Source organism: Paraburkholderia sp. CNPSo 3281, assembly GCF_024206515.1.
Lineage (GTDB): Bacteria > Pseudomonadota > Gammaproteobacteria > Burkholderiales > Burkholderiaceae > Paraburkholderia > Paraburkholderia nodosa.
The window spans coordinates 16,089-33,395 of sequence record NZ_JAMBPS010000055.1 but is presented as its reverse complement, the minus strand read 5'-3'; the positions used below and the strand labels follow the sequence as shown (position 1 = coordinate 33,395).

Sequence of the window (17,307 nt, the reverse complement as noted above, 5' to 3'; positions counted from 1 at the left end):
GCGACAAGCGATTCCAGCGAGCGCCGATGAACAGCGGCTTTAAGTTAATTGAACGATCAATATACGAACTTGCGCGGCGTTCCTTTCATTTTCAAAACGTAATCAGGCCGGCACACGCGTCCATTGCCGCAAGCTCGCGTGCGCCGGGCGGCGTCAGCCTCGCACACGGGGCTGTTGCCAGACCGGGTCGCGCGCGAAATCAACAAAGGATTTCAGGTAATCGACCACGGCGTCGCCTTCCCGCGTGCCGAGAAAGATCTGCTTCGCGATGCCCTGCTTGCCGAGCTTCACGATCGCGAGCGGCATGCGGTCTGCGTATTCTTCCGCGAGCCAGCGCGGCAACGCAGCCACGCCGCGATGGCTCGCGACCATCTGCAGCATGATGTCGGTCGTTTCGATCGTCTTGTGACGGCGCGGCGTGATGCTTGCGGGCCGCAGAAACTGGTTGTAGATATCGAGCCGGTCGGTATCCACGGGATACGTGATGAGCGTTTCGTCGACGAGCTGCTCGGGCTTCACGTAGCGCACGTTCGCGAGCCGATGGTTTTCCGCGACCACCAGCACCTGTTCGTAGTCGAACACCGGATCGAAACGCAGTCCGGGCCGGATGAGCGGATCGGGCGTCACCAGCACGTCGATGTCATAGCCGATCAACGCGCCGATGCCGCCAAACTGAAAACGCTGCTTCACGTCCACGTCGACGTCGGGCCAGCGCGCCAGGTACGGCGAGACCACCTTAAGCAGCCACTGGTAGCACGGGGCGCATTCCATGCCGATGCGCAGCGTGCCGCGCTCGCCCGCGGCGTACTGCTTCATGCGCTCTTCCGCGAGTTCGAACTGGGGCAAGAGGCGTTCGGCCAACGAGAGCAGATATTGCCCGGCCTGCGTCAGCCGCAGGCTGCGCCCCTCGCGGTCCCAGATTTGCGTACCGAGCTGCTGCTCGATCTTCTTGACCGTATGGCTCAACGCTGATTGCGTGAGGAAAAGCGACTCCGCCGCTGCGGTGAGCGAGCCTTGGCGGGCGACTTCGCGGACGATGACTAGATGAACGCGTTCGAGCATAAAAAAGGAGAACCCGCGCCAGGCTGGCGACAGATGAAGAAAATTAATGGATGGATGAAATAATGCCATTTTTCTTCATCGTCGGATACCTCTATGATCGCAGCCACCCTGGATCGTTTTCAGAACTTTCATTTCGGACGGCACCGCACATGGTCACCACGCACAATCTCGGCTTTCCGCGCATCGGCGCGAAACGCGAACTCAAATTCGGTCTGGAACGCTACTGGAAGGGCGAATCCTCGCGCGACGAACTGAAGGCGCTCGGCGCGCAACTGCGCGCGCGCCACTGGGAAAACCAGAAGGATCTCGACCTCGTGCCCGCCGGCGACTTCGCGTTCTACGACCAGGTGCTCGACATGAGCTTCACGCTCGGCAACCTGCCCGAGCGCATGCAGGGCTTCCACGGCGACAAGCTCGACAACTACTTCCGCGTGGCGCGTGGCCGCTCGGCGGCAGGCGCCGAGGACCATGCCGCTTGCTGCGGCGGCGTCGCGGCCGGCGAAATGACGAAGTGGTTCGACACGAACTATCACTACATCGTCCCCGAATTCACGGCCGATACGCAGTTCAACCTCGACACCTCGCGTCTTTCCGAGCAACTGCGCGAAGCCCGCGAACTGGGCGTGAAGGCCAAGCCGGTGATCATCGGGCCGCTCACGTACCTGTGGCTCGGCAAGGCCAAGGACGACTCGGACAAGCTGGCGCTGCTGCCGCGCATCATGCCCGTCTATCGGGCCCTGCTCGACTACTTCCGCGTGATGGACGTCGAATGGGTGCAGATCGACGAGCCGATTCTCGTGACGGAACTCGATCCGGCATGGCGCGCCGCGTTTGCGACGGCGTACGAAGGGTTCGAGCTGCGCAGCGTCAAGCTGCTGCTGGCCACCTACTTCGGCCAACTGCAGGACAATCTCGACCTCGCGTGCTCGCTGCCCGTCGATGGTCTGCATATCGACGCGATCAACGCTCGCGCCGAAGTCGCGCTGGCCGCGCAAAAGCTGTCGCCCCAGAGCGTGCTTTCGGTGGGCGCGATCAACGGCCGCAACATCTGGAAGACGGACCTGAACGCCACGCTCGACTGGCTCGAGCCGCTCGCGAAGCAACTGGGCGAGCGCCTCTGGATCGCGCCGTCGTGCTCGCTGCTGCACGTGCCGGTGGATCTCGCGAGCGAAGAGAAGCTCGACGCTGAAATCCGTTCGTGGCTCGCGTTTGCGCTGCAAAAGCTCGGCGAAGTGAAGGTGCTGGCCACGGCGCTGAATGCCGGCCGCGACAAGGTCGCAGCCGTTCTCGCCGCGAACGCTGCTGCGGTTGAAGCGCGCCGCCAGTCGCCGCGCGTGAACAACCCCGCAGTGAAGGCCGCGATCGCTCGCATCGACGCGCGGCTCGGCAATCGTCAGCACGCTTACGCCGAGCGCGCCGCGAAGCAGGCCGCACGCCTGAAGCTGCCCGCATTCCCGACCACCACAATCGGCTCCTTCCCGCAAACGGCGGAAATCCGCCAGGCGCGCAGCCAGTTCAAGAGCGGCGCGCTCGACAACGCGGGCTACCAGGCCGCCATGCGCACCGAAATCGAGCGTAGCGTGCGTGAGCAGGAGCAACTGGGTCTCGACGTGCTCGTGCACGGCGAAGCCGAGCGCAACGACATGGTCGAATACTTCGGCGAGCAGCTCGACGGCTACGCGTTCAGCCAGTTCGGCTGGGTGCAGTCGTATGGCTCGCGCTGCGTGAAGCCGCCCATTCTGTTCGGCGACATCAGCCGCCCGAAGGCGATGACGGTGGAGTGGATCACCTATGCGCAGTCGCTCACGAACAAGCCCATGAAGGGCATGCTCACCGGCCCCGTGACGATTCTCAACTGGTCCTTCGTGCGTGACGACCAGCCGCGTTCGGTCTCGTGCTACCAGCTCGCGCTCGCCATTCGCGAAGAAGTGCTCGACCTGGAAAAGACCGGCGTGGGCGTGATCCAGATCGACGAGGCCGCGCTGCGCGAAGGTCTGCCGCTGCGCCGCGCGCAGTGGGGCGAGTATCTGCGCTGGGCTGTGGAATCGTTCCGCATCACGGCGAACGGCGTGGAAGACGAAACGCAGATCCACACCCACATGTGCTATTCGGAGTTCAACGACATCATCGCGTCGATCGCCGATATGGATGCGGACGTCATTACGATCGAGACCTCGCGCTCGGACATGGAACTGCTCGACGCGTTCGACAACTTCAAGTATCCGAACGAAATCGGGCCCGGCGTGTACGACATACACTCGCCGAACATCCCGACCGAAGCGCACATCGTGCAACTGATGCAGAAGGCCGCCGGGCGCATTCCGGCAGAACGCCTGTGGGTCAACCCTGACTGCGGGCTGAAGACGCGTCAGTGGGCCGAGGTGATTCCGGCGCTGACCAACATGGTCGCTGCCGCCAGGGCGCTGCGCAGCCTGGTGCAATAAGGCACCGAAGCGCACGCCCGCTAGCCCGTTAGCGAGTCGTGTCACGCGCCCCGAGCCAGTCTCGGGGCGCATCAGTCTTCGACCTCATCAAGTTGCCCGCGCAACCATTACCGCAATTCCCGCCGCAAGATCTTCCCAGTGGCCGTCTTCGGTAATTCGTCGCGGAACTCGACGATGCGCGGGTATTTGTACGCAGCCATGCGCGCCTTGCAAAACGCGATCAGTTCCGCTGCGTCGGCCACCGTGCCCGCACGCAGGCTCACGACGGCTTTCACGGTCTCTCCGCGATACGGATCGGGCACGCCCACCACGGCAGCTTCCCGCACGGCGGGATGGCCGTAAAGCACGTCTTCCACTTCACGTGGCCAGACCTTGTATCCGGCCGCATTGATCATGTCTTTCTTGCGGTCGACGAGATAGAACCAGCCCGCTTCGTCCATGAAGCCGACGTCACCGGTATGGAACCAGCCGCCACGGAACGCATTGGCCGTCTCCGCCGCGTTGTTCCAGTAGCCGGGCACGACCATCGGTCCGCGGCAAACGATTTCGCCCGTTTCACCGGCAGCGATGCTGTGACCGTCATCGTCGACGATCGCCGCTTCGGCGCCCGGCACGGGCACGCCCATGGCCAGCGCGCCGCTGCGCGAATCGACGGGCGCCGTCCGCGCGAGCGGCACCATGTGCGTGGGCGAATTCGTTTCGGTGAGCCCATACGCGCCGCGGATCACGTGGCCGAACTTCGCGCGAAACGCCTCCACCACACTGGGCGCGATGGGTGCGCCGCCCGAATAGATCTTCGTGAGCGTCGCGAGTTGCTCGCGGGTCGCATCGGCGTGATGCAGCAGCGCGATGAACACGGTGATCGCGCCAATCGTGAATTCCGCGCGGTGTTCCTCGATGGCGTCGAGCGTGGCCGCCGGGTCGAAGCGGTGCGTGAGAATGAGCGGTGCCCGCGCAATCCACGCCGCGCCGATGTGACCAACCAGGCCGGTAATGTGAAAGAGCGGCGCGACGCCGAGTATCGGGCCGCCTTCGCGCAGGCCGCAGAAATCGCGGTAGGTCTGCGAATTGAACGCGAAGTTGCCGTGCGTGCAGATCGCGCCTTTCGGGCGGCCGCTTGTGCCCGAGGTATAGACGAGCATGGCGGCGTCGCTCGCCGCCAGCGCGACCGGCGGCGGCTTGCGCCCTGGCTGCACGGCCTGCGCTGCCTGCAAAAGATCGCGTGCGCCCTCGCCTGCCCCGCTTGGCTCGCGCTGTGCACCGAACACGCGTGGATCGTCGCGTGTTTGCAGCGCACGCGCGCGCGTCGTGAGTACGCGCGGCGCGGCTTTGCCTTCGGCTTCGATACTCGCCATCACTTCGCGAACGACTTCGCCTTCGAGCGCGGCGTCGCAGATCAGCACGCGCGTTTGCGAATCGTCGAGCAACAGTCTCAGTTCGCGCGCGCGGTTCATCGGATTGACCGGCACCATCACGGCGGCCGCCTTCCAGATGCCGAGCAAGGCCATCACGAACTGCGGCACGTTCTGCAGATAGAGCGCCACACGGTCGCCTCGCTGCACGCCTTCGTCCAGCAGCAAGCAGGCGATGCGGTCGCTCCATGCGTCGAGCGCCTGCCAGTCGAGCCTGCCGTCGAAGTAAAGCAGCGCGCTTTCGTGCGGCGCGCGAGCGAGCGCCGCCGCGAACATGTCGAGACCGTTCGTATAGTCCTGGCGAGGATTCGGCTCGATCCCGGCGTCGTATAGCGCGCGCCAGGGAAAGCGTTCGTAGGCGTTCACGTTGATCTCCTCAAGCTGCGTCCGCGGACTGGCCCACCGTGCTGCGCGCCATGAACCAGTAGAACAGCGCCGCGCAGGCTGCGATCGCGCCGCCCATGATGAACGCCAGCGAGTACGATCCCGTGCGGTCGACGATAAAGCCCGCCACGACCGGCGAGAACGCCCCGCCGAAATAGCCGCCGAAGTTCTGGATCGCGCTCACGGAAGCGACCATCGAAGACGGGGCGATGTCCGCCGCGAGCGCCCACGCGTTGCCGATGGTGGCGGCGATGAACGCCAGCCCCAGCGTCATCAGCGCGACGCTCGCGCCTATCGTGCCGGCGAGTGGCAGCGCCGCCGCGCACACGCCCGCGCCAATGGCGCCCACCACGATCAGCATGCGCTTGGCGACCATGGGCGAAGCCACGTGGCGATCCACGAGTTTCTTCGCGATCCAGCCCGCGGCGATCTCACCCGCCGCGCCGCCGAACCACGGAATGCTCGCGTAGATGCCCAGTTGTGCGAACGAAATATGAAAGCGATCGAGCAGATAGAGCGGCAGGAACACGAGGAAGATATTCCACAGCCAGATCGCGCAGAAGTAGCCGAAGATCATGCCCCAAACGCTGCGCGAAGCGAATAGCGCGCGCCAGCGAATGGGCGCGGTGGTGAGCGAGCGCTCGTGGCCGCCGCCGCCCGTTTCGATATACGCAAATTCCTCGCGCGTGAGCCGCTTGCTTTGCGCGGGGTTGCGATAGAGAAACAGAAACAGCACGGCGAAAACGATGCCGATGGCGCCCGTCACATGAAAGAGCGAGCGCCAGCCGAACGCGATCATCAACGCAACGAGCACGGCGGGCGCGAGCGCGGGCCCCCACTTCGACGACGAATCCCAGATGCCGGTGGCGAAGCCGCGCTCCTTGGCGGGAAACCACGCGGCCGTGATCTTCGCGGAGGTCGGCCAGCACGGCGCCTCGCCCACGGCGAGCAGCACGCGCATGACGATGAGGCCCGAGATCGAGCCGACCACGCCGGTGAGCCACGTCGCCACGCTCCACCAGATCATGCCCACTGCATAGGCGCGCTTCGCGCCGAAGCGGTCGATGATCCAGCCTGCCGGCAACTGCATTACGGCGTAGGTCCAGGCGAACACGGTGCCCAGCAGGCCGATCTGCGTGCGCGTGAGCCCGAGGTCGTGAATCATGCCGGGCGCGGCGATCGCGAGATTCGCGCGATCGAGGTAGTTGATGATGCCGCCAAACAGCAGCCAGATCAGCACGCGCCAGCGAAAATTCGCGGCGGTGGTGGCTGCGGCAGTCGATTTTGTGGTGGATGCGGTTGCAACCAGCTCGTCGTCCATCCTGTCTCCTCCTCGTTGGCCTACGTTTTTTTGCGTGCGCTGATGCGCAAGCTCGTGAGACTCAAACCGCGTTCGTGCCCAGATCGTGGGACTTTTCGCAGTAGCGGCAACGATAGCGCGAGGGACATTGTGCTCCGGTTGACGCGAATGGAAAACGCCGTATTGGCATAAACGCATGACGTCGATGTGAATACGCCGATCGTTATTTCTGTCGCATGCTCTCTTACCAACCGTTACACAAGCGAAGCAATCGTTTCACCTGAACGGCGAGCGACTTCATAGAATTCCCCAGACCGTTGAGCAGCAAGGCGCCACGCCACAACGGTCCCGCGCAGAGCACGGAAAGCCGCATTACGCAAGGCCCTGCGCGTGCAATCGATACCAACTACGCAGAAAGGAGTTCACATGACTCGCCTCTCGCTTGCCTCGCTCATCGCGGCTTCGGCCGCCAGCCTTTGCGCCGTTACGCTGAGCGCCCATGCGCAGACCCCCGCGCCTTCCGCGGCTTCTGCCTCGACTTCGGCCGCACCCGGCAAGCTTCACGAAGCTGACAAGGCCTTCATCGCGGACGGCACGCAAACCGTCGCCACGCAGCGCGATGCCGCGCGCATTGCCGACTCGCGCTCGACCGATCGCGAAGTGAAGGCCTTTGCGGAAAAACTGGTGGCCGACTATTCGAAGCTGTCCGACTCGATGCGCGCGGCGAGCCCGCGCGGCGTGGACGTGCCGCGCAACGACCCGGATGCGGCGGTGATCAGCAGCATCAACGATCTGCGCGGCGCGGACTTCGACAAGACGTATATCGAGCAGGTCGCGCTGGCCGGCCAGCAGAAGACGCTTTCGGCATTCCAGGCGGAGATCGCCTCGGGCCGCGATGCGGGCCTCAAGAAGGCCGCCACGGAAGGCCTGCCTGTGATCCAGGCCGACTATGCCAAGGCTCAGGAACTCGCCAAGCGCAAGCACCTGGCAGGCTGATGACGATGTGATGCTCGAAGGGGCCGGCCGCATGCGCGCCGGCCCCAGTGCCGTTTACTCTTCCTTCTTTTCGCCGGCCGCGAGGGCGAGCCGCTCCATGCGTCGATCGGGCACGAGCCAGAGCAACGCCACGATGAAGTAGAAGGCCGCGCCAATGCGCGGATAGTCGAACGCCGCGAGCGCAAACCCCGCCAGATACAGCGCCGGTGAAATCTTGCCCTTCACGTCATTGCCCAGCGCAATGGCAAGCGGGCTTTGCGTCCCGTGATAGCGCACCAGCGTGAATTGCAGCACGACGTAAGCCAGCGCGCAGAACAGCAGGTTGATGCCGTAGAGCGCGGTCGGCCAGCGCCCGAACTCGTTCTCGCCCATCCAGCCCGTGGTGAACGGCAACAGCGAAAGCCAGAACAGCAGATGCAGGTTGGCCCAGAGCACCGACCCGTTCACGCGGCGCGCCACCTGCAGCATGTGGTGATGGTTGTTCCAGTAGATACCCACGTAGATGAAGCTCAACACATAGCTCAGATAAACCGGCCAGAGCGGCGCGAGCGCAGCAAGATCGTCGCCATGCGGCACCTTGAGTTCCAGCACCATGATGGTGATGATGATGGCGAGCACGCCATCGCTGAATGCTTCGAGTCGGTTTTTTTCCATCTGCGGAATCGGCTTGCAAGGGATGTAAGGCGAGCGGCAAGTATCGCCGAAGTCGCCGCGCGACGCCACGTAACCGCTGAGGGCATCGCAGTTGAGCGGGTTGCGCCATACATCGCGCGCGCATTCCTGGCCTATGATGCCTTTGAGCGCTACGCCCGGCCGCCCGCCTCGAATCATGAACCCCACGACATCCGCAACCCGCGACCGTCCCGAGCACCCCGATCGCCCTGAGCGGCGCGTGCCTGTCTGGGACCTGCCCACGCGGCTTTTCCACTGGCTGACCGTCGTGCTCGTGGCGGCCGCTTACGTCACACAGCGCATGAACTGGATGCAGATGCACGTGCGCCTCGGCGAGACGCTGCTCGCGCTCGTGCTGTTTCGCATCCTGTGGGGGTGCTTCGGCAGCGAGACCGCGCGCTTCTCGCATTTCGTCGCCTCGCCGCGCAAGGCGATCGAGCATCTGCGCCATCTGTGGCGGCGCGAGCCCGACGTCCAGGTGGGCCACAACGCGGCCGGCGGCTGGATGGTTCTGCTGCTGCTCGCGTTGCTGCTGGTCGAAACGCTCACCGGTCTCTACGACAACAACGACATCGCCGACGAAGGCCCGCTCAGCGAAATCGTGCCCGCAAAAATCGCCAACGCGATCGCCGGCCTGCACGCGTGGGGCTGGGATCTGCTCGCGGCAGCGGTCGTGCTGCACGTGTGCGCGATTGCGGTCTATGCGCTCGTGAAAGGCCACAATCTGGTCGGCCCGATGGTGAGCGGCAAAAAACGCCTGCCCGCCTCGGTGCGCGCGCCCGCGCACGGGTCGCTTTGGCTCGCGGCCTTGCTGATGGGGTTATCCGGCGTCGTGGTGGCGCTGCTCGCCGCGTATCTTTGATGCCGGAAATTGCGGTGTAAAGCCCACGCGAAGCCTGCACAACGCGTAAAATCAGCGGCTCGTTTTCACTCGACAAGAATTATCGATGGCTACCTACCGCGAATTGCTCGCCCAGAAGCGCGAACTCGACGAGCGCATCGAAGCGGTGCGCGCCGAAGCGGCGCACGAGGCACTGGCCAACGTGCGCGCGGCAATCGCCGAATTCGGCTTCACGCCCGACGAGGTGTTTGGCAAACCGCGCCGCGAAAAGGGCGCGCGCCGCGCCCGCAAGACCGAAGGCAATGACGGCAAAAAGCGCGAGCGCGCCAATCTGGACCTGTTCGGCGACAACGCCTGACCGAGCGAATTCGCCCTTCATCCGCAAACAGGGCCGCAACGGCCCTGTCGCAAGCAGACATGCCGCGCGCGCCGGCTGGCGCGAGCATGGCGTGAACACCAACAGCGTTACTGCGCGCCGAGCTTCTTGATCAGCACGTCGAGCTGCGCTACTTCCTCTTCCGTGAGGTCGGTGAGCGGCGCGCGCACCGGGCCCGCGTCGCGGCCCACGAGCTTCGCGCCCGCCTTCACGATGCTCACCGCGTAGCCCGCGCGGCGATTGCGAATGGCGAGGTACGGCAGGAAGAATTCGTCAATGAGCTTGCCCACCGTCGCGTGGTCGTCGGCGGCAATCGCACGGTAGAACTGCATGGCCGTCTTCGGAATGAAGTTGAACACCGCCGACGAATACACGGGCACGCCCAGTGCCTTGTATGCCGCTGCGTAGACTTCGGCCGTGGGCAGGCCGCCCAGGTACGAGAAACGGTCGCCAAGACGGCGGCGGATCGTCACCATCGCCTCGATCTCGCCCACGCCGTCCTTGAAGCCGATGAGGTTCTCGCAGCGGTCCGCGAGCTGCTCGAGCATATCGGCGTTGAGCTTCGAATTGGCGCGGTTGTAGACGATCACGCCCATCTTCGGCACGGCCTTGCAGACCTGCTCCACGTGTGCGGCAATGCCTTCCTGCGACGCTTCCGTGAGGTAGTGCGGCATCAGCAGAATGCCCTGCGCGCCGTTGCGCCCGGCTTCCTGCGCGTATTCGATGGCCACGCGCGTCGCGCCGCCCGCGCCCGCGAGAATCGGCACCTTGCCCTTGCAGGTTTCGGTGGCGGTCTTGATGACCTGCGAGTATTCGCTCTTCGTGAGCGAGAAGAATTCGCCCGTGCCGCCCGCCGCGAACAGCGCGCTCGCGCCATACGGGGCCAGCCATTCGAGGCGCTCGGCGTAGGTGCTCGCGCGGAAGTTGCCTTGCGCGTCGAAGTCGGTCACGGGGAACGAAAGCAGGCCTTCGGAGACGATTTGCTTGAGTTCTTGCGGCGTGGTCATGGTCTTGATCCTGTTGCGAAGTCAGTAGAGGTGTTCAGTCGAAGACGGCGTTCAGCGCACGAGGCACGGACGCTTGTTGTCGAATTTCCAGTTGGGAATGAGGTATTGCATGGCGATCGCGTCGTCGCGCGCGCCGAGGCCGTGCTCCTTGTAGAGCGCGTGCGCCTTTTCCAGCGCGTCCATGTCGATTTCGATGCCGAGGCCCGGCTTGTGCGGCACCTGCACCTTGCCGCCCACGATCTGCAGCGGCTCGCGCGTGAGGCGCTGGCCGTCCTGCCAGATCCAGTGCGTGTCGATCGCCGTGATCTTGCCGGGCGCCGCGGCGGCTGCATGCGTGAACATCGCGAGCGAAATGTCGAAGTGGTTGTTCGAGTGCGAGCCCCACGTGAGGCCCCAGTCGTTACACATCTGCGCCACGCGCACCGAGCCCTGCATGGTCCAGAAGTGCGGGTCGGCGAGCGGAATGTCCACCGATTGCAGCTGAATCGCGTGGCCCATCTGGCGCCAGTCGGTCGCGATCATGTTGGTGGCCGTGGGCAGGCCGGTGGCGCGGCGGAATTCCGCCATCACTTCGCGGCCCGAATAGCCGTTCTCTGCGCCACACGGATCTTCCGCGTAGGCGAGCACGTCATGCTTGTCGCGACACAGGCGGATGGCTTCCGCGAGCGACCACGCGCCGTTCGGGTCGAGCGTCACGCGCGCTTCGGGAAAACGCTCGGCCAGCGCCGTGACCGCTTCCATTTCCGCGTCGCCCGCCAGCACGCCGCCCTTGAGCTTGAAGTCGTTGAAGCCGTAGCGCGCTTGCGCGGCTTCGGCCAGGCGCACGACGGCTTCCGGCGTCATCGCCTCTTCGGTGCGCAGACGCTCCCAGTCGTCGCGGCCATCGGCGCCGCTCGCGTAGGCGAGATCGGTCTTGTTGCGATCGCCAATGAAGAACAGGTAGCCGAGCATCTCCACTTCGCTGCGCTGCTGGCCTTCGCCAAGCAGCGCGGCAACGGGCACGTTCAAATGCTGGCCGAGCAGATCGAGCAGCGCGGCTTCGAGCGCCGTGACCGCGTGAATCGTGGTGCGCAGGTCGAAGGTCTGCAGGCCGCGGCCGCCCGAGTCGCGATCGGCGAACTGCTTGCGCACGGTATTGAGCACCGACTGCATATTGCCGATGGACTGGCCGACCACGAACGCGCGCGCGTCTTCGAGCGTCTTGCGGATCGCCTCGCCGCCCGGCACTTCGCCGATGCCGGTGTTGCCCGCGCTGTCGCGCAGCAGCACGACGTTGCGCGTGAAGAACGGACCGTGCGCGCCGGAGAGGTTCAGGAGCATGCTGTCGCGGCCCGCCACGGGCACGACGCGCAACTCGGTCACAACGGGCGTGGCGTTCGGTTGAACGGTTTGTGTAGACATGAACGGATTACCTGTAAAAGTGCGGCGCTTGGCCCTGACAATCGAAACTTTGGGTTGAACCGGTCAAGCGCTGGCGGCAACGATCTCCACCCAGTTCGCACCGTTGCCGCCCTCGCCGCGCGAGACGGGTGTGAGCGCGCCGCTCGCCGCATCGATCGCGTAGACCGACACGTGTTGCGATTTTTCTCCGCACGCCACGAGAAAACGGCCCGTCGGGTCGATGCGAAAACCGCGCGGCTGCGTCTCGGTCGCGGTCGCGCCCACGTAATCGAGCGCGCCGTCCTGGGAGACGCGCAGCGTGAGTATCTGGCTCGTCGTGCGCTCGGACACATAGACGAAGCGCCCATCGGGCGAGACGTGGATGTCGGCGGCCCAGACGAGCTTCGCGAGCACGGCGGGGTCGGGCTGCACGGGGTCCGTGGGGCTCGGGCGCGCAAAGCCGTCGTTCAGATGCGCGAGCACCGGCGCGCGCGGCGAGACGTGCAGCGCCGTGAGCTTGCCCGTGGCGGCGTCGCGCGCGAAAGCCGCCACCGTCGCGCGGAATTCGCTCAGCACGTACAGCACGTCGCCGTTGGGCGAAAAGCGCAGATGCCGCGGACCGAAGCCCGCCCCGAGATCGACCGTGCCGGTCTCGACGAGGCGCCCCGCGTCTTCCAGCGCGAAAACAAACACGCGGTCGCTGCCGAGCGACGACGCATAGGCGAAGCGCCCGTCGGCGGAAACGATCACGGCGTGCGCATGCTCGATCTCGCCGATCACCTGCAGCGGCGCGCCATGCCCATTCTCGAGATCCTGCGCGCCATACAGGCTCAGGCGATGCTCGCCGTACGAAGCGCCCAGCAGGAAACGCCCCTTCGGCTCGGCACACAGATACGCGAGGCTCGATTCGATCGGCGTCTGCACGCGCGGCGCAAGACTGCCGCTTTGCGCGTCGATGGCGTAGTCGTTGATGCGCTTGTCCGCACCGCGCGTGGCCGCGTAAAGGCGGCGGCGATCGGGCGAGAGCGCCATCGGCATCACGTTGTCCTGCGCGGCCACGCGCGCTTGCGGCGTGAGCGCGCCATTGCGCGCATCGAGATGGAACACGCCAATGTCGCCGTCTTTCGAATTCGCGACGTAGACGAAGAAGCGTTCGGGGTTCGGCTGGTTCATGGTGTGGGTTTCCTTCTCGATTGAGGGTTGCGCGCGGGCTCAGTGCGCGCCGCTGCGGACCGAATCGTCGGCGAAGGCACGGCGCGACGGCTTGTTACGGGCGAGGAACGCGGCGGCGGCGGCAATCAGCGAGGTCACGCCAAGGCCGTAGAGGCCGCCCGTAATCGAGCCCGTATGCTGTTGAAGATAGCCGAAGGTGGCCGGCGCGAAGAACCCGCCCAGGTTGCCGAGCGAATTGATGAGCGCGATCACGCCGGCGGCCACGCGGGTGTCGAGATAGCCTTGCGGCATCGGCCAGAACAGCGACGAAGCCGCCTTGAAGCCGATGGCCGAGAAGCAGATCGCCACGAACGAGAACACCGGGTCCGACGACGTCGAAGCGAACAGGCCGCAGGCCGCGATCACGAGTGCGACGGCAAGCCACGCCTGCTGGAAGCGGTACTTCGCCGAGAGCAGCGCGAAGCAGTACATCGCGACGATGGCGATCAGCCACGGAATGGCGTTGTAGAGGCCCACCTGGAAGTCGGTGAGGCCGCCCATCTTGCGGATGATCGTGGGCAGCCAGAACGTGGCCGCGTAGATCGTGAGCTGGATGGCGAAGTAGAGGAAGCAGAACAGCACGATCTGCGGGTCCTTCAAGAGGCGCAGCACCGGCACGTGCGCGCCCGTGGCGGCTTCGCGCTCGGCCTGCTCGCGCACCAGGTACGTTTCGAGCGCGCCCTGCTCGTCGCTCGTGAGCCAGTGGGCATCGCGAATGCGCGACTTCAGGAACACCCAGCTCACGCCGCACAGCACGATGGAAAAGCCGCCTTCGATCAGGAACATCCACTGCCAGCCCGCGAGACCCAGGCCGCGCACGGAAAGCAGCGCGCCCGTGATCGGACCCGAGAGCACCGAGGCGAACGCCGAGCCTGCGAGAAACACCGCCGCCGCCTTGCCGCGTTCTTTCTGCGGCAGCCACTGCGCGAAGTAATAGATCACGCCGGGAAAGAAACCGGCTTCGGCAACGCCCAGCAGAAACCGCAGCACGTAGAACGAGGTGTCGTTGTGCACGAACGCCATGGCGGCCGCCACGACGCCCCACGTACCCATGATGCGCGTGAGCCAGGCGCGTGCGCCATACTTTTGCATGAGGATGTTGGACGGCACCTCGAAAATCGCATAGCCCACGAAGAACAGCCCCGCGCCGAACCCATACGCCGCCGCCGAAAGACCGATATCGGCTTTCATGTGCGCGCCGGCGAAGCCGACATTCACACGGTCGATATAGTTCGCGATGAACATGATGAGGAAGAGCGGGAGCACGTGCCGCAGGACCTTCGCGCTGGCTGACTCCAGCAGGTCCTCATAACGGTTGGCAGGGACGGACATCGGGGTTGTCTCCTTCAGGCGCTGGCGGCGCGCGGATTAGATGTGTCGTGGTACGTTGTCTGATGACATTTTAAGCTCGGCTGTCGAGGGAGCCAATGTCGTGTTTACCCTGCTCCGGAACGGGAATCATAACCGATAAAGCTCGAATTGGCGCGCCTGCAGCGCTCTTTGTCTGGTACAGGTGCCTGCCGCGGGTGGGCGGCGGCGATGAACTGGCGTATTATGGTTGTACGATGACTTAACTCACTGCAACGATGCTCGGAGACGATATGCAAATCACTGGCGACATGCTCATTGGAGGCCGCGCGGTGCGCGGCTCGGAAAAGCCGCTCGCGGCTTTCAATCCCGCCACGGGCGAAGCGATCCCCGCACCGGCCTTCGGCAGCGGCACGGCCGCCGACGTCGACGCCGCCTGCAAGCTCGCCGCAGAGGCGTTCGACGCCTACCGCACGCTACCCCTCGCCGTGCGCGCGGCGTTCCTCGAACGTATCGCCGACGGCATCGCCGCGCTCGGCGACGCGCTCACCGAACGCGCCCACGCGGAAACCGGCCTGCCCAAGGCGCGCCTCGAAGGCGAGCGCGGCCGCACCGTCGGTCAACTCAAGCTGTTCGCACAGGAAGTGCGCCAGGGACTGTGGCTCACGCCCACGCTCGACGCCGCCCTGCCCGAACGCAAGCCGCTGCCGCGCGCCGACCTGCGTCTGCAGAAAATCGCGCTCGGCCCGGTCGCCGTGTTCGGCGCGAGCAACTTCCCGCTCGCGTTCTCGGTGGCGGGCGGCGACACGGCCGCGGCGCTGGCGGCGGGCTGCCCGGTCATCGTCAAGGCGCACGGCGCGCACCTCGGCACCTCGGAGATGGTGGGCCGCGTGATCCAGCAGGCCGTGCAGGAGATGGGACTGCCCGAGGGCGTGTTCTCGCTCATCGTCGGCGCGGGGCGCACCGTGGGCGAGGCGCTCGTTGCGCACCCGGCCATCAAGGCCGTGGGCTTCACCGGCTCGCGCGCGGGCGGCACGGCGCTCATGCGCATCGCCGCGAACCGGCCTGAGCCCATTCCGGTCTACGCGGAAATGAGCAGCATCAATCCCGTGTTCCTGCTGCCCGAGGCGCTCGCGGCGCGTGGCGCGGCCATCGCGCAGGGCTTCGTCGATTCGCTCGTGCTCGGCGCGGGTCAGTTCTGCACGAATCCGGGTCTGGCAATCGGCATCGAAGGTCCGGCGCTCGACCAGTTCGCGCAGGCCGCCGCGCAGGCGCTAGGCGTCAAGCCCGCGCAGACCATGCTCACGGCGGGCATCCATGCGGCGTATGAAGAAGGCGCGCGGCGGCTGGCCGAAACCCAGGGCGTCAGCGCCCTCGCGCAAGGCCAGAGCGCGAGCGGCCCGAACCAGGCGTTCGCCGCCCTCTTCGTGACGGACGCGCAAACCTTCCTCGCGCAGCCCGCCCTCGAAGACGAAGTGTTCGGCCCGGCCTCGACGCTCGTGCGCTGCAAGGACGAAGCCGAACTGCTCGCCGTGGCCGAGCACTTCGCGGGCCAGCTCACCGCGACGATCCAGATGGACCGCACCGACGTGCCCGCCGCGATGCGCCTCGTGCCGATACTCGAACGCAAGGCCGGCCGCCTGCTCGTGAACGGCTTCCCGACCGGCGTGGAAGTCACGCACGCGATGGTGCACGGCGGCCCGTTCCCGGCCACCTCCGATAGCCGCGCGACGTCGGTTGGCACGAGCGCGATGGAACGCTTCCTGCGGCCGGTGTGTTATCAGGACTTCCCGGCCGAGCTGCTGCCGCAGGCACTGGCGGACGCCAATCCGCTCGATCTCTGGCGGCGCAAGAACGGCGAGATGATGCGCGGCTGAGTTGCCTCATCAGCGCCTTGCGCGCATCGCAAATGAAAACAGCGGCTGCAGTTCAACCTGCGGCCGCTGTTTTTCGATGCACGCTACGCGCTGCAACGCGCTATGCCCTTTCGCCGGACTCGGCCGCCGCGCGGCGCAGCCGCTCGCGGCTGCTCGAAAGATGCATGCGCATGGCCGCGCGTGCGCCTTCGGAATCGTGACGGGCGATGGCGTCGAAAATGCTCTCGTGCTCGCGGTTCACCAGCTCGGCGTAAGCCTGCGGATCGCGATGCGCGATGCCAGCCGAATCGACGCGACGGCGCGGGATCAACGCCGCGCCCATCTGCGTGAGGATGTCGACGAAATAGCGGTTGCCCGTGGCGCGCGCCACCGAGATGTGGAATTCGAGGTCGGCGCCCGAGCTGTCGCCGCCCGTGCGGATGACGACGTCGAGCGTGTCGAGCGCGGCGCGCATGCCGGCCAGGTCGCGCTCGCTCGCACGCTGGGCGGCAAGGCCCGCGGCCTCCGTTTCGAGACTGATGCGCAGCTCCAGCACGGAAAGCACGTCGTCCAGCGTGCTGGCCGGCACGACGTCGAGATCGAGCGGCTCGCGGCGCGGCTCCAGCACGAAGCTGCCAATGCCGTGACGCGTTTCGATCACCGACATGGCTTGCAGACGCGAGATGGCCTCGCGCACCACCGTGCGGCTCACGCCCAGTTGCGTCATGAGGTTGCTTTCGGTGGGCAGCTTGTCGCCGGGCTTGAGCGCGCGCGCGGCGATCTGCGCGCTGATGAAGTTGACGACCTGCTCGGCGAGATTGCGGCTACGCGCGGCGATGGGCGTGGCAAGCGACTCCGCCATGTGGATCTCCTTGGCTCGATATGCGTGCGTAAGTCATGTTGCATTATACGTTGTCGGACAACCACCGGAAAAGCACGCACGCATGCGACCAGGGACATCCTACGACCGCATGATGGACGCCACCTGTGCAGGCCCGGACACCACACGAAATCGCTCCGTGAACGATCCTTACTTTATTTCGCATTCCAATGCAAT

General features: G+C 65.4%; 14 protein-coding genes. 5 read left to right on the top strand and 9 right to left on the bottom strand.

Annotated elements, in window-relative coordinates; genetic code table 11:
- Window positions 1–153: 153 nt before the first annotated feature.
- Window positions 154–1,062, bottom strand: coding sequence for a LysR family transcriptional regulator (locus M3I56_RS33455; protein WP_254357640.1), 909 nt, complete (start codon window positions 1,060–1,062; stop codon window positions 154–156).
- Between the two features lie 149 nt (window positions 1,063–1,211).
- Here M3I56_RS33455 and metE point away from each other — a divergent pair, with 149 nt between their 5' ends.
- Window positions 1,212–3,506 carry a 5-methyltetrahydropteroyltriglutamate--homocysteine S-methyltransferase gene (metE, locus tag M3I56_RS33450; RefSeq protein WP_254357639.1) on the top strand — a complete coding sequence of 765 codons (2,295 nt, stop codon included), beginning with the start codon at window positions 1,212–1,214 and terminating at the stop codon, window positions 3,504–3,506.
- 107 nt (window positions 3,507–3,613) lie between these two features.
- Here the strand turns inward: metE and M3I56_RS33445 are convergent, their stop codons facing one another.
- Together M3I56_RS33445 and M3I56_RS33440 are read right to left on the bottom strand one after the other, a co-directional pair.
- Window positions 3,614–5,284 carry an AMP-binding protein gene (locus M3I56_RS33445; protein WP_254357638.1) on the bottom strand — a complete coding sequence of 557 codons (1,671 nt, stop codon included), beginning with the start codon at window positions 5,282–5,284 and terminating at the stop codon, window positions 3,614–3,616.
- A gap of 10 nt (window positions 5,285–5,294) precedes the next feature.
- A complete protein-coding gene (locus M3I56_RS33440) occupies window positions 5,295–6,623 on the bottom strand; it encodes an MFS transporter (protein ID WP_254357637.1) in 1,329 nt (442 codons plus the stop codon).
- Between the two features lie 405 nt (window positions 6,624–7,028).
- On the opposite strand from M3I56_RS33440, the gene M3I56_RS33435 reads away from it, so the two are divergent.
- Window positions 7,029–7,598 carry a DUF4142 domain-containing protein gene (locus M3I56_RS33435; protein ID WP_028206315.1) on the top strand — a complete coding sequence of 190 codons (570 nt, stop codon included), beginning with the start codon at window positions 7,029–7,031 and terminating at the stop codon, window positions 7,596–7,598.
- A gap of 54 nt (window positions 7,599–7,652) precedes the next feature.
- On the opposite strand, the gene M3I56_RS33430 is transcribed toward M3I56_RS33435, so the two are convergent.
- A complete protein-coding gene (locus M3I56_RS33430; protein WP_254357636.1) occupies window positions 7,653–8,252 on the bottom strand; it encodes a TMEM175 family protein in 600 nt (199 codons plus the stop codon).
- 175 nt (window positions 8,253–8,427) lie between these two features.
- Between M3I56_RS33430 and M3I56_RS33425 the strand changes: the two genes are divergently transcribed.
- Together M3I56_RS33425 and M3I56_RS33420 are read left to right on the top strand one after the other, a co-directional pair.
- Complete coding sequence (locus tag M3I56_RS33425; protein ID WP_254357635.1) at window positions 8,428–9,132, top strand: cytochrome b/b6 domain-containing protein; 705 nt, start codon at window positions 8,428–8,430, stop codon at window positions 9,130–9,132.
- 85 nt (window positions 9,133–9,217) lie between these two features.
- Window positions 9,218–9,469, top strand: a complete 252-nt coding sequence (locus M3I56_RS33420; protein ID WP_254357634.1) for an H-NS family nucleoid-associated regulatory protein — start codon at window positions 9,218–9,220, stop codon at window positions 9,467–9,469.
- A gap of 107 nt (window positions 9,470–9,576) precedes the next feature.
- On the opposite strand, the gene kdgD is transcribed toward M3I56_RS33420, so the two are convergent.
- From kdgD to M3I56_RS33400, 4 genes are all read right to left on the bottom strand, one after another.
- A complete protein-coding gene (kdgD, locus tag M3I56_RS33415) occupies window positions 9,577–10,494 on the bottom strand; it encodes a 5-dehydro-4-deoxyglucarate dehydratase (protein ID WP_254357633.1) in 918 nt (305 codons plus the stop codon).
- A 51-nt stretch (window positions 10,495–10,545) separates the two neighbouring features.
- The gene (gene gudD / locus M3I56_RS33410; RefSeq protein ID WP_254357632.1) at window positions 10,546–11,895 is read right to left on the bottom strand and encodes a glucarate dehydratase; all 1,350 of its coding nucleotides are present in this window, start codon (window positions 11,893–11,895) and stop codon (window positions 10,546–10,548) included.
- Window positions 11,896–11,958: 63 nt separating this feature from the next.
- The gene (locus M3I56_RS33405) at window positions 11,959–13,047 is read right to left on the bottom strand and encodes a lactonase family protein (protein ID WP_254357631.1); all 1,089 of its coding nucleotides are present in this window, start codon (window positions 13,045–13,047) and stop codon (window positions 11,959–11,961) included.
- Window positions 13,048–13,086: 39 nt separating this feature from the next.
- Entirely contained in the window at window positions 13,087–14,418 is a 1,332-nt protein-coding gene (locus M3I56_RS33400; protein WP_254357630.1) for an MFS transporter, read from the bottom strand.
- Between the two features lie 269 nt (window positions 14,419–14,687).
- On the opposite strand from M3I56_RS33400, the gene M3I56_RS33395 reads away from it, so the two are divergent.
- Window positions 14,688–16,271 carry an aldehyde dehydrogenase (NADP(+)) gene (locus M3I56_RS33395; protein ID WP_254357629.1) on the top strand — a complete coding sequence of 528 codons (1,584 nt, stop codon included), beginning with the start codon at window positions 14,688–14,690 and terminating at the stop codon, window positions 16,269–16,271.
- A gap of 100 nt (window positions 16,272–16,371) precedes the next feature.
- Here the strand turns inward: M3I56_RS33395 and M3I56_RS33390 are convergent, their stop codons facing one another.
- Window positions 16,372–17,112, bottom strand: coding sequence for a FadR/GntR family transcriptional regulator (locus tag M3I56_RS33390; protein WP_254357628.1), 741 nt, complete (start codon window positions 17,110–17,112; stop codon window positions 16,372–16,374).
- Window positions 17,113–17,307 lie beyond the last annotated feature (195 nt).